The organism is Pedococcus sp. P3_C7, assembly GCF_056402615.1.
Genome location: NZ_JBFUHC010000001.1, coordinates 394,600 through 410,872 on the forward strand (window position 1 = coordinate 394,600; position 16,273 = coordinate 410,872).

15 protein-coding genes are annotated in these 16,273 nt (G+C 70.2%); all 15 read left to right on the forward strand.

All coding sequences use genetic code 11. The features are described 5' to 3' along the window. Window positions 1–170 precede the first annotated feature (170 nt). The 15 genes from AC1DS4_RS01860 to AC1DS4_RS01930 all read left to right on the forward strand — a co-directional run bounded on the left by AC1DS4_RS01860 (window position 171) and on the right by AC1DS4_RS01930 (window position 16,260). Window positions 171–689 (forward strand): hypothetical protein, encoded by a 519-nt coding sequence (locus AC1DS4_RS01860; RefSeq protein ID WP_477632071.1) that lies wholly within the window; start codon window positions 171–173, stop codon window positions 687–689. Window positions 690–721: 32 nt separating this feature from the next. Next, the gene (hisI, locus tag AC1DS4_RS01865) at window positions 722–1,135 is read left to right on the forward strand and encodes a phosphoribosyl-AMP cyclohydrolase (protein WP_477632072.1); all 414 of its coding nucleotides are present in this window, start codon (window positions 722–724) and stop codon (window positions 1,133–1,135) included. Beyond that, entirely contained in the window at window positions 1,132–2,685 is a 1,554-nt protein-coding gene (locus AC1DS4_RS01870) for an anthranilate synthase component I (RefSeq protein WP_477632073.1), read from the forward strand. The genes hisI and AC1DS4_RS01870 overlap by 4 nt, the downstream gene beginning before the upstream one ends. Further along, window positions 2,682–3,278 (forward strand): Trp biosynthesis-associated membrane protein, encoded by a 597-nt coding sequence (locus AC1DS4_RS01875; RefSeq protein ID WP_477632074.1) that lies wholly within the window; start codon window positions 2,682–2,684, stop codon window positions 3,276–3,278. The genes AC1DS4_RS01870 and AC1DS4_RS01875 overlap by 4 nt, the downstream gene beginning before the upstream one ends. A 64-nt stretch (window positions 3,279–3,342) precedes the next feature. Continuing rightward, the gene (locus AC1DS4_RS01880) at window positions 3,343–3,603 is read left to right on the forward strand and encodes an HGxxPAAW family protein (RefSeq protein ID WP_477632075.1); all 261 of its coding nucleotides are present in this window, start codon (window positions 3,343–3,345) and stop codon (window positions 3,601–3,603) included. Between the two features lie 136 nt (window positions 3,604–3,739). Beyond that, window positions 3,740–4,531: an indole-3-glycerol phosphate synthase TrpC gene (gene trpC / locus AC1DS4_RS01885; RefSeq protein WP_477632076.1), complete on the forward strand. Its 792-nt coding sequence runs from the start codon at window positions 3,740–3,742 to the stop codon at window positions 4,529–4,531. Further along, the gene (gene trpB, locus AC1DS4_RS01890; protein ID WP_477632077.1) at window positions 4,528–5,799 is read left to right on the forward strand and encodes a tryptophan synthase subunit beta; all 1,272 of its coding nucleotides are present in this window, start codon (window positions 4,528–4,530) and stop codon (window positions 5,797–5,799) included. Before trpC ends, trpB begins: the two co-directional genes overlap by 4 nt. Further along, the gene (gene trpA / locus AC1DS4_RS01895) at window positions 5,796–6,614 is read left to right on the forward strand and encodes a tryptophan synthase subunit alpha (RefSeq protein ID WP_477632078.1); all 819 of its coding nucleotides are present in this window, start codon (window positions 5,796–5,798) and stop codon (window positions 6,612–6,614) included. The genes trpB and trpA overlap by 4 nt, the downstream gene beginning before the upstream one ends. Before the next feature lie 2 nt (window positions 6,615–6,616). Further along, complete coding sequence (locus AC1DS4_RS01900; RefSeq protein ID WP_477632079.1) at window positions 6,617–7,207, forward strand: DoxX family protein; 591 nt, start codon at window positions 6,617–6,619, stop codon at window positions 7,205–7,207. Next, window positions 7,204–7,983: a DsbA family protein gene (locus AC1DS4_RS01905; protein WP_477632080.1), complete on the forward strand. Its 780-nt coding sequence runs from the start codon at window positions 7,204–7,206 to the stop codon at window positions 7,981–7,983. Before AC1DS4_RS01900 ends, AC1DS4_RS01905 begins: the two co-directional genes overlap by 4 nt. A gap of 90 nt (window positions 7,984–8,073) precedes the next feature. After that, a complete protein-coding gene (locus AC1DS4_RS01910; RefSeq protein ID WP_477612753.1) occupies window positions 8,074–8,496 on the forward strand; it encodes a hypothetical protein in 423 nt (140 codons plus the stop codon). A gap of 27 nt (window positions 8,497–8,523) precedes the next feature. Continuing rightward, window positions 8,524–9,255, forward strand: coding sequence for a hypothetical protein (locus tag AC1DS4_RS01915; protein WP_477632081.1), 732 nt, complete (start codon window positions 8,524–8,526; stop codon window positions 9,253–9,255). A 14-nt stretch (window positions 9,256–9,269) separates the two neighbouring features. Beyond that, complete coding sequence (gene lgt / locus AC1DS4_RS01920; protein ID WP_477612755.1) at window positions 9,270–10,130, forward strand: prolipoprotein diacylglyceryl transferase; 861 nt, start codon at window positions 9,270–9,272, stop codon at window positions 10,128–10,130. Window positions 10,131–10,268: 138 nt separating this feature from the next. Beyond that, window positions 10,269–14,813, forward strand: coding sequence for a glutamate synthase large subunit (gene gltB, locus AC1DS4_RS01925; RefSeq protein WP_477612756.1), 4,545 nt, complete (start codon window positions 10,269–10,271; stop codon window positions 14,811–14,813). Further along, on the forward strand, window positions 14,806–16,260 hold the full coding sequence (locus tag AC1DS4_RS01930) for a glutamate synthase subunit beta (RefSeq protein WP_477612757.1): 1,455 nt from the start codon (window positions 14,806–14,808) through the stop codon (window positions 16,258–16,260). Before gltB ends, AC1DS4_RS01930 begins: the two co-directional genes overlap by 8 nt. Window positions 16,261–16,273 lie beyond the last annotated feature (13 nt).

Consider the following 16,273-nt stretch of genomic DNA (forward strand, 5'->3'; position numbering starts at 1 on the left):
CCGCGCAATGTAGCTGCTCATGTGGGGGACTCCTGTCGATCAACACCCTGCGAGTTGATTGCCCTCACCTTGGCAGTCCGGCGCGGGCTCCGGCCCAGCCCTCGGTGGGTGGTGCGCTTCATCCAACTGACGGAGTTGCGCTCTTCGTGGCCCGGTGCCGAGGATGGAGGATGCGCTACATCGAGCTCCGTCGACACACGGACAACGACGGCGACGAGCTGACTGCACAGGGGGTGGCCGAAGCGCAGGCGATCGGCCGCGACGGACTGCAGCCACCGTATGCCGCGTTCGTCTCCTCGGGCGCGGCCCGCGCCACCCAGATGGTCACCATCCTGCGTCACGCCGCCGGGCAGGACGACCTGGCCGTCTCCGAGGTGACTGGGCTGCGCTCGACAGTCGAGGATCGCTGGCGGGCCGCGTCGAAGGCGGCGGGCAAGGGCGCAACGCTCGAACAGATCCGAGGGGTCGACCCAGAGCTGGTCGACCACGAGGAGCGGCTCCTCGGCGAAGCGCTGCGGGGGATCGTCGAGTCACTTCCCGAGGGCGGCCGCGCCCTGGTCGTCGGTCACAGTCCCACGAACGAGGCCGCCGTGGCCGGCCTGGCCGGCCAGCTCGTCGGGCCGCTCGCCAAGGGGGCCGGGGTGCTGCTCGTGGAGGACGGCGGCGGCTTCACGGTCAGCCCGCTGTAGCGAGACTCCCGGACCCGCGGCATACCTGACGGATGGTGGGCGAGCCGACCGCTTCGGGACGCACACGGCAGAATGGCCGGGTGACTTCGCCTGCAGTGCTCGACCCCGCCATCGCCGCGCGTCTCAAGCGGGACGCGCAAGGGCTCGTGGCGGCCATCGTCCAGCAGCACGACACCGGTGAGGTGCTCATGCTCGGCTGGATGGACGACGAGGCGCTGCGCCGAACCCTGGGCGAGGGTCGCGTGACGTTCTGGTCCCGGAGCCGGGGTGAGTACTGGCGCAAGGGCGACACGAGCGGGCACGTGCAGCACGTCCGCTCCGTGGCGCTCGACTGTGACGGCGACGCGCTGCTGGTGCGGGTCGACCAGGTGGGCGCCGCCTGCCACACGGGCGACCGGACCTGTTTCGACGCCGGCGACCTCGATGCCCGGGTGGGGGAACGGTGAGCGACGTCAGCCCCGACCTTTCATTCGGCACGACCTGGCCTCGCCTCGAGACGTTCCAGATCCTGGCGAAGGACCGCCGCGTCATCCCGGTCGTGCGCCGGTTGATGGCCGATGCCGAGACGCCCGTGGGCCTGTACCGCAAGCTCGCCAAGGACGCCCCCGGCACCTTCCTGCTCGAGTCCGCCGAGCACGGCGGCGTCTGGTCGCGCTACTCCATCGTCGGGGCGGCGAGCCGGGCGACGTTGACGGAGAAGGACGGTCAGGCCCACTGGGTGGGGGAGCCGCCGGTCGGCGTGCCCACCGACGGCAACCCGCTGGACGCCTTGCGTGACACGGTCGCCGCCCTGGCGACAGAGCCCATCGAGGGCCTGCCGCCGCTCACGGGAGGGATGGTCGGTGCCATCACGTATGACGCGGTGCGGCGCTGGGAGCGGGTGCCGGACAGCCTTCCCGACGAGCTGGGCCTGCCCGAGATCTCGATGATGCTGGCGACCGACCTCGCGGTGCTCGACCACGCCGACGGCTCCGTGCTGCTCGTGGCCAACGCCGTCAACTACGACGCGACCGACGAGCGGGTCGAGGACGCCTGGGCTGACGCCGTGGCACGGCTCGACGTGATGACCGCAGATCTCGCTGCTCCCGCGCCGAGCACGGTGGCGACGGTCGACCGCGAGGCCTTCCAGCGGGCACGGGGCGAGGTGCGCAGCAACCTCACCCAGGCGGCCTTCGAGGAGATGGTCGAGCAGGCCAAGGAGGACATCCGGGCAGGCGAGGTCTTCCAGGTCGTGTTGTCGCAACGGTTCTCGACACCGTGTCGCGCTGACGCCCTCGACGTCTACCGGGCGTTGCGCTCGTCCAACCCGAGTCCCTACATGTACCTCCTGCGGCTGCCCGCCGGCGACGGCACGGCGTACGACGTCGTCGGCTCCTCACCGGAGGCGCTGGTCAAGGTCACCGGTCGCCGGGCCATCACCCACCCGATCGCCGGCTCGCGGCCGCGGGGCAAGACTCCCGAGGACGACCACCAGCTGGCTGAGGACCTGCTCGCCGACCCCAAGGAGCGGTCCGAGCACGTCATGCTCGTGGACCTCGGGCGCAACGACCTCCAACGCGTCTGCGAGGCGGGCACCGTGGACGTCGTGGAGTTCATGAACATCCGCCGCTACTCCCACGTCACCCACCTCGAGTCCACCGTCGTGGGCGAGATCCGTCCGGACCAGTCGGCCTATGACGTCCTCGTCGCCACGTTCCCCGCGGGCACCTTGTCGGGTGCGCCCAAGCCGCGTGCGCTCAGCCTGATCGAGCACTACGAACCCAGTCGCCGAGGGGTCTATGGCGGGGTGGTCGGCTACCTCGACTTCCACGGCGACCTCGACATGGCGATCGCCATCCGCACTGCTGTCATCAAGGATGGTGTGGCGCACGTGCAGGCGGGCGCGGGCATCGTCGCCGACTCGATGCCCACGGCCGAGTTCGAAGAGACGGTCAACAAGGCGGCGGCTGCCCTCCGTGCCGTGGCGACCGCCGCGGCCCTGAGGACCGTTCAGTGAGCACTCGCCTCACCTCAAAGCTGTCCGTGGTGCTCCTGGCCCTCCTGGGGTCGGGCGTCCTGCTGTCCAGCGGGGGCCGGGTCTGGGTGGAAGGCACCGTCAACGATGCGGTCCTCGGAGCCAGCCGCATCACCGGCACCGGTAGCGAGGTCGCCTCCGGCGTCGTGGCACTGGCGCTCGTGGGTGCGGCGGCTGCCCTGGCGAGTGCCACCAGCGGGGCGGTCGTTCGACGGGTCACGCTCGTCGTGCTCGCCCTGGCAGGTGCCGCCGAGGGCTTCGTGGCAGCCCGCGTCGGACTCGTGCCCGAGAACTCCCTCGGATCCGTCGCCGCCAAGGCGGCCGGGCGCACCGGATCCATCGAGACCCACGCCACGGCGACCGCCTGGCCGTGGATCTGCGTCGCGGCATCGGTGCTGCTGGTCGTGGCAGCCGTGGCGGGATGGGTCGGAGCGGGCAGCTGGCGCGGACTCGGAGCGCGGTACGAGGCTCCGGCCACGTCGGCGGGGGCTCGGGGACAACGGGTGGCGACCGACTGGGACCGGCTCGACGCCGGCGACGACCCGACGGTGCGCGACGAGTCCGCAAGCACCTGACAGAATGGGCGTCGAGCCCACGCCAGACCAGACCAGACCACGACGACCAGCAGGAGCCACCCCCATGGCAGAGCACGAGATCCACGAAGAAGACCACGGCCACAGCGTCGCCGCCTGGACGGCCGTCGTCATCATCCTCGTCGGGTCTGCCGTGGCGTCCCTTGCTGTGGTGCTGACCAACACACCCTTGTTCGTCATCGGACTGGTCACCTGCGCCCTGGGCGCGGTGGCAGGCAAGGTCCTGTCGATGGCGGGCTACGGCGCCGTCACGGTCGACGGGCCCGACGCCCCCGACAGCACCAAGCCCGAGGTCGGCATCAACTGACACCGGCGCGGGCGCCGCGGCCAACCCGGTCGACCGGGACCACCCGGCCCACCCGGCCCACCCGGCCCATTCGGCCCACCAGTCCACCGGCTGACCCGGGCGGGGACCACCCAGTTCTGCTGGATAGCCTGTCGACATGCCCACCGTGCTCGACGACATCGTTGCCGGCGTCCGCGAAGACCTCGCGGCCGCGCAGGCCGTCGTCCCGCGCTCACGGATCGAGGAGCTGGCGGTTGACGCCGCCCCTGCGCTCGACGCGGAGGCCGCGCTGCGCCGCCCCGGACTGGCGCTGATTGCCGAGGTCAAGCGATCCAGCCCGAGCAAGGGAGCGCTGGCGACCATTGCCGACCCGGCGGGTCTTGCGGCGGATTATGAGTCCGGTGGTGCGACGGCCGTGAGCGTGCTCACCGAACGCCGCCGGTTCAACGGGTCGCTCGACGACCTGGACGCAGTGCGCAAAGCCGTGCGGATCCCGGTGCTGCGCAAGGACTTCATGGTCGAGGACTACCAGCTGTTCGAGGCACGGGCCCATGGGGCCGACCTCATCCTCCTCATCGTGGCCGCTCTCGCCCAGGACGACCTGGTCCGGATGCAGGGCCTCGCCCACGATCTCGGGATGACCGCGCTGGTGGAGGTCCACGACGAGGAGGAGACGCGACGCGCCGTCGACGCCGGGGCCGCGGTGGTGGGCGTGAACGCCCGCAACCTCAAGACCCTGGCTGTCGACCCCGACACCTTCGCGCGACTGGCCTCGTTGATCCCCGACACCTGCGTCAAGGTGGCGGAGTCCGGCATCGGCGGCCCCGCCGACGCGGCCCGCTTCGCGGGCCAGGGCGCCGACGCCGTCCTCGTCGGCGAGGCACTGGTGCGGGGCAGTGACCCCCGCCGCGCGGCATACGAACTCATCGCGGCGGGAGCCACACCATGACCGACCTGACGCCTGAACCCCTGGCCCGCCCGGGCCGCTTCGGCGAGTTCGGGGGCCGCTATGTCCCGGAGGCGCTGATCCCGGCGCTGGAGGAGCTCGACGAGGCCCGCCGCAAGGCCATGGTCGACCCCGAGTTCATGGGCGAGCTGGAGCGGCTGCACCGGACCTACACCGGACGTCCGAGCATCATCACCGAGGTGCCGAGGTTCGCCGCTCACGCCGGGAACGCACGGATCATCCTCAAGCGCGAGGACCTCAACCACACTGGCTCCCACAAGATCAACAACGTGCTGGCGCAGGCGCTGCTGACGAAGCGGATGGGCAAGACCCGTGTGATCGCCGAGACCGGCGCCGGCCAGCACGGGGTCGCCACGGCAACAGCGGCCGCCCTGATGGGCCTCGAGTGCGTGATCTACATGGGCAAGGTCGACACCGAGCGGCAGGCCCTCAACGTCGCCCGCATGCGGATGCTCGGCGCCGAGGTGGTCGCCGTCCCCACAGGCAGCGCCACCCTCAAGGACGCCATCAACGACGCGTTGCGCGACTGGGTCACGAACGTCGGCAACACCCACTACATCCTCGGCACCGTCACCGGACCGCACCCGTTTCCGGAGATGGTCCGCGACTTCCACCGGGTGATCGGGGTCGAGGCCCGCGCCCAGGTGCTCGACCTCACCGGACGCCTCCCCGACGCCGTGATCGCCTGTGTCGGTGGCGGATCCAACGCCATGGGCATCTTCCACCGGTTCATCGACGACGCGGACGTCCGGCTGATCGGGATCGAGGCCGGGGGAGCGGGCATCGAGTCCGGGAGGCACGCGGCGCGTTTCGCGGCGAGCTCGCCGGGGGTGCTGCACGGCACGTTCAGCTACCTCATGCAGGACGACGACGGCCAAACCCTCGAGTCGCACTCGATCTCGGCGGGCCTGGACTACCCGAGCGTGGGGCCGGAGCACGCCCACCTGCGCGACACCGGTCGAGCCGAGTACCGCTACGCGACTGACGACCAGACCATGAAGGCGTTCGAGCTGCTCTGCCGCACCGAGGGCATCATCCCCGCGCTCGAGTCCGCCCACGCCCTCGCGGGTGCGCTCGAGGTCGGGCGGGAGCTCGGCCCCGAGGCGCTGCTGCTGGTCAACCTGTCGGGTCGCGGTGACAAGGACATGCACACCGCTGCGGAGTACTTCGGCCTCCTCGACGGCGAGGCGACCCCGGGCGGCAGGGCCGACGAGCCGCGGGCCGAGGGTGACGGAAGGGCCCAGCTGTGACCCCCACGACCACGGGCATCGGGGTAGCCCAGGTCCTCGAGCAGTGTCGTGCCGAGAACCGTGCCGCCCTCGTCGGCTACCTGCCCGTCGGCTTCCCGTCGGTGCAGGGCTCCATCGAGGCGATGGTCGCGATGGTCGAGGCAGGCGTCGACATCGTCGAGGTCGGCATCCCCTACAGCGACCCGCTCATGGACGGCCCCGTCATCGCCTACGCGGCAGACCAGGCCCTCAAGCACGGGGTCCGGGTGAGCGACGCGTTCACAGCCACCCGCGCGGTGCGGGACGCTGGGGCGCCGCCGCTGGTGATGTCCTACTGGAACCTCATCCTGCGGCACGGCCCGACCGCCTTCGCCCGAGACCTCGCGGCCTCCGGCGGTGCCGGCATCATCACCCCCGACCTCATCCCCGACGAGGGCGCCGAGTGGATCGCAGCGAGTGACGAGACCGGCCTCGACCGCGTCTTCCTCGTCGCCCCGAGCTCCACGGAGCAGCGCATCGCCGCCGTGACCGCGCAGTGCCGCGGTTTCGTGTATGCCGTGTCGCACATGGGCGTGACCGGCGCCAGGACGTCCATGGGAGACGCTGCGGCGGTGATCGTGGGCCGCACCAAGGCGGTCACCGACAAGCCCGTGTGCGTGGGTCTCGGAGTCTCCGGTGGTTCCCAGGCGGCCGAGGTGGCGGCCTATGCCGACGGCGTCATCGTGGGTTCGGCCCTGGTGCGGTGCCTCACCGAGGCGGACGACCTCGAGGCTGGGATCGCCAGCCTGCGGGCGCTCGTCGGCGAGCTGGCCGAGGGCGTCCGGAGCGGGCGCTGACGTTGAGCCTGCTGTCCAACCCGCGGTTGCGCGACGTCGTGGGGCTGCTGGCCCGGCTGGTACTGGGCGGTGTCGTCCTCGTGGCGGGGCTGCTCAAGGTCGGCCACCTCGAGACGTCAGCGCGTTCTGTGCGCGCGTACCAGCTGCTGCCCTACGACGTCGCCGGCTACCTCGGTTACGGCCTGCCGATCCTCGAGGTTGCCGTCGGGGTGCTGCTGGTCCTGGGGCTGTTCACCCGGTTCAGTGCGGTCGTGGGTGGAGTCCTGATGGTGGTGTTCATCGCCGGGATCGCCTCGGCCTGGGCGCGTGGGCTGTCCATCGACTGCGGGTGTTTCGGCCACGGGGGAACCATTGCGGCCTCCCAGACGCAGTACCCCCAGGAGATCGCTCGCGACCTCGCGCTGCTCGTGTGCGCCGCCTGGCTCGCCGTGCGGCCTCGAACGGCTTTCGGTCTCGAGCCGGTCCTGTTCCCCGACCAGCACGAGCCCGACCAGCACGAGCCCGACCAGTACGAGCCCGACCAGCACGAGCCCGACCAGCACGAGCCCGACCAGCACGAGCCCGACCAGCACGACGAGAGGCCCCACGCATGACCAGCAGCAGCGCCAGCCGCAAGGCGAAGATCCAGGCGGCAGCGCCCAAGGGCCCGATCCGCAGCGGTGGCAACGGCGGTGGCCAGGGAGCGAACCGCATCGTCGTGGCCACGGTCGTGGTCGTCGTGGTGCTCGTGGCGGTCATCACGGCTGTCATCCTCGGCAGCCAGGACAAGAAGGCAGCCACGACCGCCGGCGGCTCGACCCTGCCCAAGAACGTGGCCGCCATTGGTGCCGGCATCGTCGTCAACCCCGGCGCCCCGGCGAACGTGCCCACCCTCGACCTCTACGAGGACTTCCAGTGCCCGATCTGCGCACGGTTCGAGGAGATCTTCGGGCTCCAGATGGTGGACATGGTCAAGGCGAACCAGATCAAGCTGGTCGCCCACCCGCTGTCGTTCCTCGACGACAACCTGGGCAACGACTCGTCCAACCGTGCGGCCAACGCGGCCGCGTGTGCCTCTGACGCCGACAAGTTCCTCCAGTACCACGCGGCCACGTTCCAGGGTCAGCCCGCGAAGGAGGGGGCCGGCTACACCGATGCCCAGCTCAAGCAGTTCGCCGTGCAGGCGGGGCTGAACAGCACGGCCCTGGCCACCTGGGACCAGTGCTACGCCGCCAAGTCGCACAACCAGTGGGTCGAGTCCGTGCAGACCCAGTCCGAGAAGGACCATGTCAATGGCACCCCGACGGTCAAGCTCAACGGCAAGGCCGTCAACCTCACGGGCCTCACTCGCGACAAGCTGGCCGCCGAGATCAAGGCCGCCACGAAGTAGCGGCACCCCACCACGTCGAACGACGCGGTAGTGGCCAGAACTATCCAGAAACCTGTGCATAGCTAGCCAGTTGCTGTATATGGTTGCTCCATGACCATGAACATGGGGAACCCAGGTATCAGCAGATCTCGACTCGCGCTCCTTGCTGCGACGCTCGCAGTTCTGTTCGTATGCGGCCACGCATCGCCGGCCGAGGCGCTGGGGTCGGGAAAGTTCCCGTGGCGCGGCGACGACGCCAAGCGCACGACGTACTACTACTACGGCAGCGGTGGCACCAACGGGGTCTACGCGTACGCCACGACGAACGTCCCCGGGACGGGCTGCCTGCTGTACGTCAAGCGGGCCAAGACCACGATCAGCCTGCCCAACGGCAGCTTCGCGACCCACTCGTCACTCCTCGGTCAGTGCGCCTCGGGGGTGGACATCGCGCGCGGCGGGTACTCGGTGTTCCAGATCAAGTCCACTCACACGCTGCAGAAGTGGAGCGGCTCCGAGTACAACTACGTCCTCTAGATGGCGCGCGGACATCGTCATGCGAGGGTGGCTGGCGTTTCGTGGCCTTGGGCCGCGGTCAGTGTGCTGTCCGTAGGGCTGGCGGGCGGGTGTGGACCCGAGGCGGACCAGCCGCCGCCGGGGCAGGCGCGTGCCGTCGCGACCTACAGCGACCCCAGCGTCTACCGCGTGGGTCCCACCCAGCTCCGACGGCTCGTCGACGCGCTGGATCCGGACTCGTCCCAGCGGGTCATCCTGGCTGATGGCCGGGTCACGCGGGCCGAGGTCGAGGGTGCCTGGGAGGACTATGCCCAGTGCCTGCGGGCCGCCGGATTCGGGGTGACGACGCCGGTCTGGGACCCGGTCACCACCACGACTCGGATCTTCACGTACGCGCGGACCGGCGCCGCGGCGACCGCCACAGAGACGACCACAGCGACCGCCGCAGGGACGACCACAGCGACCTCGGCGCCGACGACCGGCGTGCTGAGCAAAGGGGAGGCCGAGAGGGTCGACGCCTGCGAGGAGAGCCACTGGTTCCCGGTATCGGCACTCTATGCAGCCGATACGCCGCCCCAGATGGACCCGCCTCTGGCGTCCGCTGTCGAGACGTGCATGGTCGGGCGCGGATACGACGTGCGTGGCATCACCGACTTCGGTGGCATCGTCGGGGCAGTGCGGGGGCAGGCTCGAGGGGAGCGGGTGGAAGCTGGCCGGGACTGCCTCGCCACGGCGTTGGCTCATCTGTACCCCGACCTGCCGTACTTCCCGCGCCCCTGACTGGATAGCCTCCAGTGGTGCCCTACTACCTGCCCAGCCCGACCTCGGGAGTGTGGCACCTCGGCCCGTTCCCGATCCGGGCCTATGCCCTGTGCATCCTCGCGGGGATCGTCGTGGCCGTCTGGATCACGGGTCGGCGGCTCGTCGACCGCGGTCACGCCACGGAGAAAGCCGTCGACATCTCCGCCTGGGCGGTCCCCTTCGGCATCATCGGTGGCCGGCTGTACCACGTCATCACGACCCCGGACCCGTACTTCGGCGAGGGCGGCCACCCGCTCAAGGCGCTCTACATCTGGGAGGGTGGGCTCGGCATCTGGGGCGCCATCGCCCTCGGAGCACTGGGGGGCTGGATAGGGGCACGTCGCCACGGCGTCCCGTTCCTCGACTACATCGACGCCGCTGCCCCCGGGGTGGCCGTGGCCCAGGCCCTCGGCCGGTGGGGCAACTGGTTCAACAACGAGCTCTACGGCCGCGCGACCGACGTCCCGTGGGGCCTGACCATCCACGAGTGGGACCAGTCCGCCGGTCACGCGGTGCGGGACGCGAGCGGCAAGGCCGTGGTGCTCGGCACCTACCAGCCCACGTTCCTCTACGAGTCGCTGTGGTGCCTCCTGCTCGCCCTGGTGCTGGTGTTCGCAGACCGCCGCTGGGCGCTGCGCAAGGGACAGCTGTTCGGCCTCTACGTGGTGGGGTACCCGTTGGGCCGGATCGTCTTCGAGCTGATGCGCAGCGACCCCGCGCACACAATCCTCGGCGCGCGCGTCAACGTGTGGACGAGCATCCTGGTCTTCCTGATAGGCGTGGCCATCGTGTGGTTCGGGAGGCGCCGCGAGGTGGCCGTTCCGCGTGAGGCGACGTCTCAGCATACGGAATGAGGCGGCTCACATGGCGGGACAAACGGCACTCGGGCTATCCTTCCTGCAGCCGTGGCCAAGGCCGTCCACGCGCGTGACCTGGTGTGCCCAACTTGGGTTCCACAACGCACTTCTCCCCCCAAGGACGGTGACCCGAACGTGACCTCTGCGCGCTTCTCCGCCCAGCCCGCCGACACGGGCCTCTACCGCCGCGAGTTCGAGCACGACGCCTGCGGGGTCGCCCTCGTGGCGACGATGCGGGGGAGCGCAGGGCACGACATCGTCGACCACGCCCTCACCGCGCTGCGCAACCTCGACCACCGCGGCGCCACCGGCGCCGACCCGCTCGTGGGCGACGGCGCCGGCATCCTCACGCAGGTCCCGGACGCCTTCCTGCGTGCGGTGGTGGACTTCGACCTCCCCGTCCAGGGTGCGTATGCCGTGGGCATCGCGTTCCTGCCCGGCGACGAGGCCGAGCGTGCCCGGGTCGAGGCCCGGATCGAGGAGCTGGCCGTTGAGGAGGGGCTGACCGTCCTCGGCTGGCGCGACGTGCCGGTGGCCGCGGAGCTGGTCGGCCAGGCAGCGCGCGACTGCATGCCGTTCTTCCGCCAGCTGTTCGTCTCGGCGGCCGTGGGTCGGATGGTCGGCCTCGGCCTGGACCGCCTGGCGTTCTGCCTGCGCAAGAGGGCCGAGCGTGAGACCGACGTCTACTTCCCGTCCCTGTCGTGTCGCACGCTGGTCTACAAGGGCATGCTCACCACCGGCCAGCTCGAGCCGTTCTTCCCCGACCTGTCCGACCGGCGGTTCGAGACCCAGCTCGCGCTGGTCCACTCGCGCTTCTCGACCAACACGTTCCCCAGCTGGCCGCTGGCGCACCCCTACCGGCTGATCGCGCACAACGGTGAGATCAACACCGTCAAGGGCAATCGCAACTGGATGAGCGCGCGGGAAAGCCAGCTGGTCTCCGACGTCATCCCCGGGGACCTCGAGCGGCTGTTCCCCATCTGCACCCCGGAGGCGTCCGACTCGGCGTCCTTCGATGAGGCGCTCGAGCTGCTGCACCTCGGTGGCCGCCCCCTGCCGCACGCCGTCCTCATGATGATCCCGGAGGCGTGGGAGAACAACGAGGAGATGGACCCCGCCCGCCGGGCCTTCTACGAGTTCCACTCGACTTTCATGGAGCCGTGGGACGGTCCCGCCTGCGTGACGTTCACGGACGGCTCGCTCATCGGCGCAGTGCTCGACCGCAACGGACTGCGCCCGGGCCGCTACTCGGTGACCGACGACGGGCTCGTCGTGCTGGCTTCGGAGTCCGGGGTCCTGGACCTCGACCCGACCCGGGTGGTCCGCAAGGGCCGCCTCCAGCCCGGACGTATGTTCCTGGTCGACACCGAGCACGGCCGCATCGTCTCCGACGACGAGGTGAAGTCCCAGCTCGCCGCCCAGCACCCCTATGACGAGTGGCTGCACGCGGGCCTGATCCACCTCGACGACCTCCCCGAGCGCGAGCACATCGTGCACACGGCGGCGTCGGTCGCCCGCCGCCAGCAGACCTTCGGCTACACGCAGGAGGAGCTCAAGATCCTGCTCACCCCGATGGCCCGCACCGGGGGAGAGGCCCTCGGTTCGATGGGCACCGACACCCCGATCGCGGTGCTGTCGGACCGCCCCCGCCTGGTCTTCGACTACTTCACCCAGCTCTTCGCCCAGGTCACCAACCCGCCGCTGGACGCCATCCGCGAGGAGCTGGTCACCTCGCTCGGCACCGTCATCGGGCCCGAGGGCAACGCCCTGGCGGCCGGGCCGGCCCACTCCCGCCAGGTCGTTCTGCCGTTCCCCGTGATCGACAACGACCAGCTGGCCAAGATCGTCCACGTCAACGCCGACGGCGACCTGCCCGGCTACGCCACCCACGTGGTGCGCGGGCTCTACGACGTCACCGGTGGCGCGGCCGCGATGACGGCGCGCCTCGAGGAGATCTTCGGTGAGGTGTCCGCGGCGATCGCCGAGGGTGCCCGGTTCGTCGTGCTCTCCGACCGCGACTCAGGGCGCGACTACGCCCCCATCCCGTCGCTGCTGCTGACCTCCGCAGTCCACCACCACCTCATCCGCGAGAAGACCCGCACCCTCGTGGGCCTGGTCGTCGAGGCGGGAGACGTCCGCGAGGTCCACCACGTCGCACTCCTCGTCGGGTACGGCGCGGCGGCCGTCAACCCCTACCTCGCCATGGAGTCGGTGGAGGACCTCGTCCGCTCCGGCGCAATCGACGGCGTCACCTCCGAGCAGGCCGTCAAGAACCTCATCAAGGCCCTCGGCAAGGGCGTGCTCAAGGTGATGTCCAAGATGGGCATCTCGACCGTCGCGTCCTACCGCGGCGCCCAGGTCTTCGAGGCCCTCGGCCTGTCCCAGGAGCTCGTCGACCGCTACTTCACCGGCACCGTGAGCCAGCTGGGCGGAGTCGGCCTCGACGTCCTCGCCGCGGAGACCGCGGCCCGGCACGCCGCGGCATACCCGCCTGACGGGGTGCGGCTGCCGCACCGCAAGCTCGGCGTCGGCGGCGAGTACCAGTGGCGGCGCGAAGGTGAGCCGCACCTCTTCGACCCCGACACCGTGTTCCGGCTGCAGCACTCGACGCGGCAGCGGCGCTACGACATCTTCAAGCAGTACACCGAACGCATCGACGAGCAGTCCGAGCGGCTGATGACGCTGCGCGGCCTGTTCACGCTCGGAGGGGCGTCGCCGCGCCCCGCCATCTCGATCGACGAGGTCGAGCCGGTCAGCGAGATCGTCAAGCGGTTCAACACCGGGGCGATGTCCTACGGCTCGATCAGCCAGGAAGCCCACGAGACGCTGGCGATCGCCATGAACCGGCTCGGTGGTCGTTCCAACACGGGCGAGGGCGGCGAGGACGTCGACCGGTTGATGGACCCGGAGCGGCGGTCGACGATCAAGCAGGTGGCCTCCGGCCGCTTCGGGGTCACGTCGCTCTACCTCACGAAGTCCGGCGACATCCAGATCAAGATGGCCCAGGGCGCCAAGCCCGGCGAGGGCGGGCAGCTGCCCGGTCACAAGGTCTACCCGTGGATCGCCACGACGCGGCACTCGACGCCGGGTGTCGGCCTGATCAGTCCGCCGCCGCACCACGACATCTACTCGATCGAGGACCTCGCCCAGCTGATCCACGATCTCAAGAACGCCAACCCCGAGGCCCGGATCCACGTCAAGCTCGTGTCGGAGATCGGTGTCGGCACCGTCGCGGCCGGCGTCTCCAAGGCGCACTCCGACGTCGTGCTCATCTCCGGTCACGACGGCGGGACGGGCGCCTCGCCGCTCACCTCCCTCAAGCACGCCGGTGGGCCCTGGGAGATCGGGCTCGCCGAGACGCAGCAGACGCTGGTGCTCAACGGGTTGCGCGACCGCATCGTCGTCCAGTGCGACGGTCAGCTCAAGACCGGTCGTGACGTCATCATCGCCGCACTCCTCGGCGCAGAGGAGTTCGGCTTCGCCACGGCACCGCTGGTCGTAAGCGGCTGCATCATGATGCGGGTCTGCCACCTGGACACGTGTCCGGTCGGCATCGCGACCCAGAACCCCGAGCTGCGGTCCCGGTTCTCGGGCAAGCCCGAGTTCGTCGAGACCTTCTTCGAGTACGTCGCCGAGGAGGTCCGCGAGCACCTGGCGGCCCTCGGCTTCAAGAGCATCGAGGAGGCGATCGGCCAGGTCTCGGCGATCGACGCGACTCGCGCGGTCAACCACTGGAAGGCAGCCGGCCTCGACCTCTCGCCGATCTTCACCGACGTCGAAAGTCCTGACGGCTCGGCCCGGCGCAACACCACGACCCAGGACCACGGGCTCGAGAAGGCGCTCGACCACCACCTCATCACCATCGCCCGCGAGGCCCTCAACGACGGCACCCGGGTCACGGGTGACGTCGCGGTCCGCAACGTCAACCGGACGATCGGCACGCTGCTCGGTCACGAGGTCACGAAGGCCTACCCGGAGGGTCTGCCCGACGACACGATCAACCTCACCCTCAGGGGTTCGGCCGGTCAGTCGCTCGGTGCGTTCGTCCCGCGCGGGGTCACCCTGCGCCTGGTCGGGGACGCCAACGACTACGTCGGCAAGGGCCTCTCCGGTGGCCGGATCGTGGTCCGTCCCGACCGCGCGGCCCCGCTCCAGGCCGAGGCAAACGTCATTGCCGGCAACGTGATCGGCTACGGCGCCACCACCGGTGAGCTCTACCTGCGCGGCCTCGTGGGCGAGCGCTTCTGCGTGCGCAACTCCGGAGCCACCGCTGTCGTCGAAGGTGTCGGCGACCACGGCTGCGAGTACATGACGGGCGGCACGGTCCTCGTGCTCGGGCCCACCGGTCGCAACTTCGCCGCCGGAATGTCCGGGGGAGTTGCCTACGTGCTGGACCTCGACCCCGGGCGGGTCAACACCGAGCTCGTCGACCTGTCCGCCCTGCGGCCCGACGACGAGACGGTCGTGCGCGAGCTGCTGGGCAAGCACGTCGAGTGGACCGAATCGCCCGTCGCCGCAAGGCTGCTGGAGGAGTGGGACAGCGCAAGGACGCGCTTCACCCTGGTCCTTCCGCGCGACTACCAGCGCGTCCTGGACGTGCGCGCCGCCGCTGAGGCGGAGGGACTCGACGTCAACGGCTCCGAGGTCTGGGAGCGGATCATGGAGGCTTCCCGTGGCTGACCCCCAGGGCTTTCTCAAGACACGTGAGCGCGAGCTGCCGGCCCGCCGACCCGTGCCCGTGCGCATCCGGGACTGGAAAGAGGTCTACGAGGAGCAGGAGCTCGGACAGCTGCAGCGCCAGGCCGGTCGCTGCATGGACTGCGGGATCCCGTTCTGCCACAGCGGATGTCCGCTGGGCAACCTCATCCCCGAGTGGAACGACCTGGCCTGGAAGGGCGACTGGCGCGAGGCCATCGAACGGCTGCACGCCACCAACAACTTCCCCGAGTTCACCGGTCGGCTCTGCCCGGCTCCGTGTGAGACGGCCTGTGTCCTCGGCATCAACCAGCCTGCCGTGACCATCAAGCAGATCGAGGTCACGACGATCGACCGCGCCTTCGACGCCGGCTACGTCCAGCCCCAGGCCCCCGAACGCCTCTCGGGCAAGACGGTCGCCGTGGTCGGCTCGGGTCCAGCCGGTCTGGCCGCTGCCCAGCAGCTCACCCGCGCCGGCCACACGGTCGCGGTCTACGAGCGCGCCGACAAGCCTGGTGGGCTGCTGCGCTACGGCATCCCCGAGTTCAAGATGGAGAAGTCCGTCCTCGACCGCCGGATCGCCCAGATGGAGGCCGAGGGCACCCGCTTCCGCAGCGGGGTCGACGTCGGCGGCGACGTCACCGGCAAGCAGCTGCGCGACCGCTACGACGCCGTGGTCCTCGCCATCGGTGCGACGGTGCCGCGTGACCTGCCGGTCCCCGGCCGCGAGCTCGACGGCGTGATGCAGGCGATGGACTTCCTGCCGCCCGCCAACCGGGTGGCGCTCGGTGAAACCGTCGAGGGACAGGTCACCGCCGAGGGCAAGGACGTCATCGTCATCGGCGGCGGCGACACCGGGGCCGACTGCATCGGCACCTCCCACCGCCAGGGTGCTCGCTCGGTCACCAGCCTCGAGATCTTGCCGCAGCCGGGGGAGGAGCGCGTGGCGGGCCAGCCGTGGCCTACCTACCCGATGATCTTCCGCGTCGCCTCCGCGCACGAGGAGGGCGGCGACCGCGTGTATGCCGCGTCCACCAAGGAGGTCCTCGGCGAGGACGGCAAGGTGTCCGGCATCCGGGTCGTCGACGTGCGCATGGGCGACAAGGGTTTCGAGGAGGTCGAGGGCACGGAGCGAGTCCTTCCTGCCCAGCTGATCCTGCTGGCCATGGGCTTCCTCGGACCAGAGGGCCCCGGTGTCGTCGAGCAGCTCGAGGTCGAGCTCGACGAGCGCTCGAACGTCAAGCGCGACAAGGACTTCATGTCTTCGGTGCCCGGTGTCTTCGTCGCCGGTGACGCCGGTCGTGGACAGTCACTCATCGTGTGGGCCATCGCCGAAGGTCGGTCGGCCGCAGCAGGAGTCGACCGATTCCTCACGGGTGGCACCGCCTTGCCACGTCCCATCAACCCGAGCGACCGCCCCCTGGTCGTCTGAGGCTCGGTCGCAA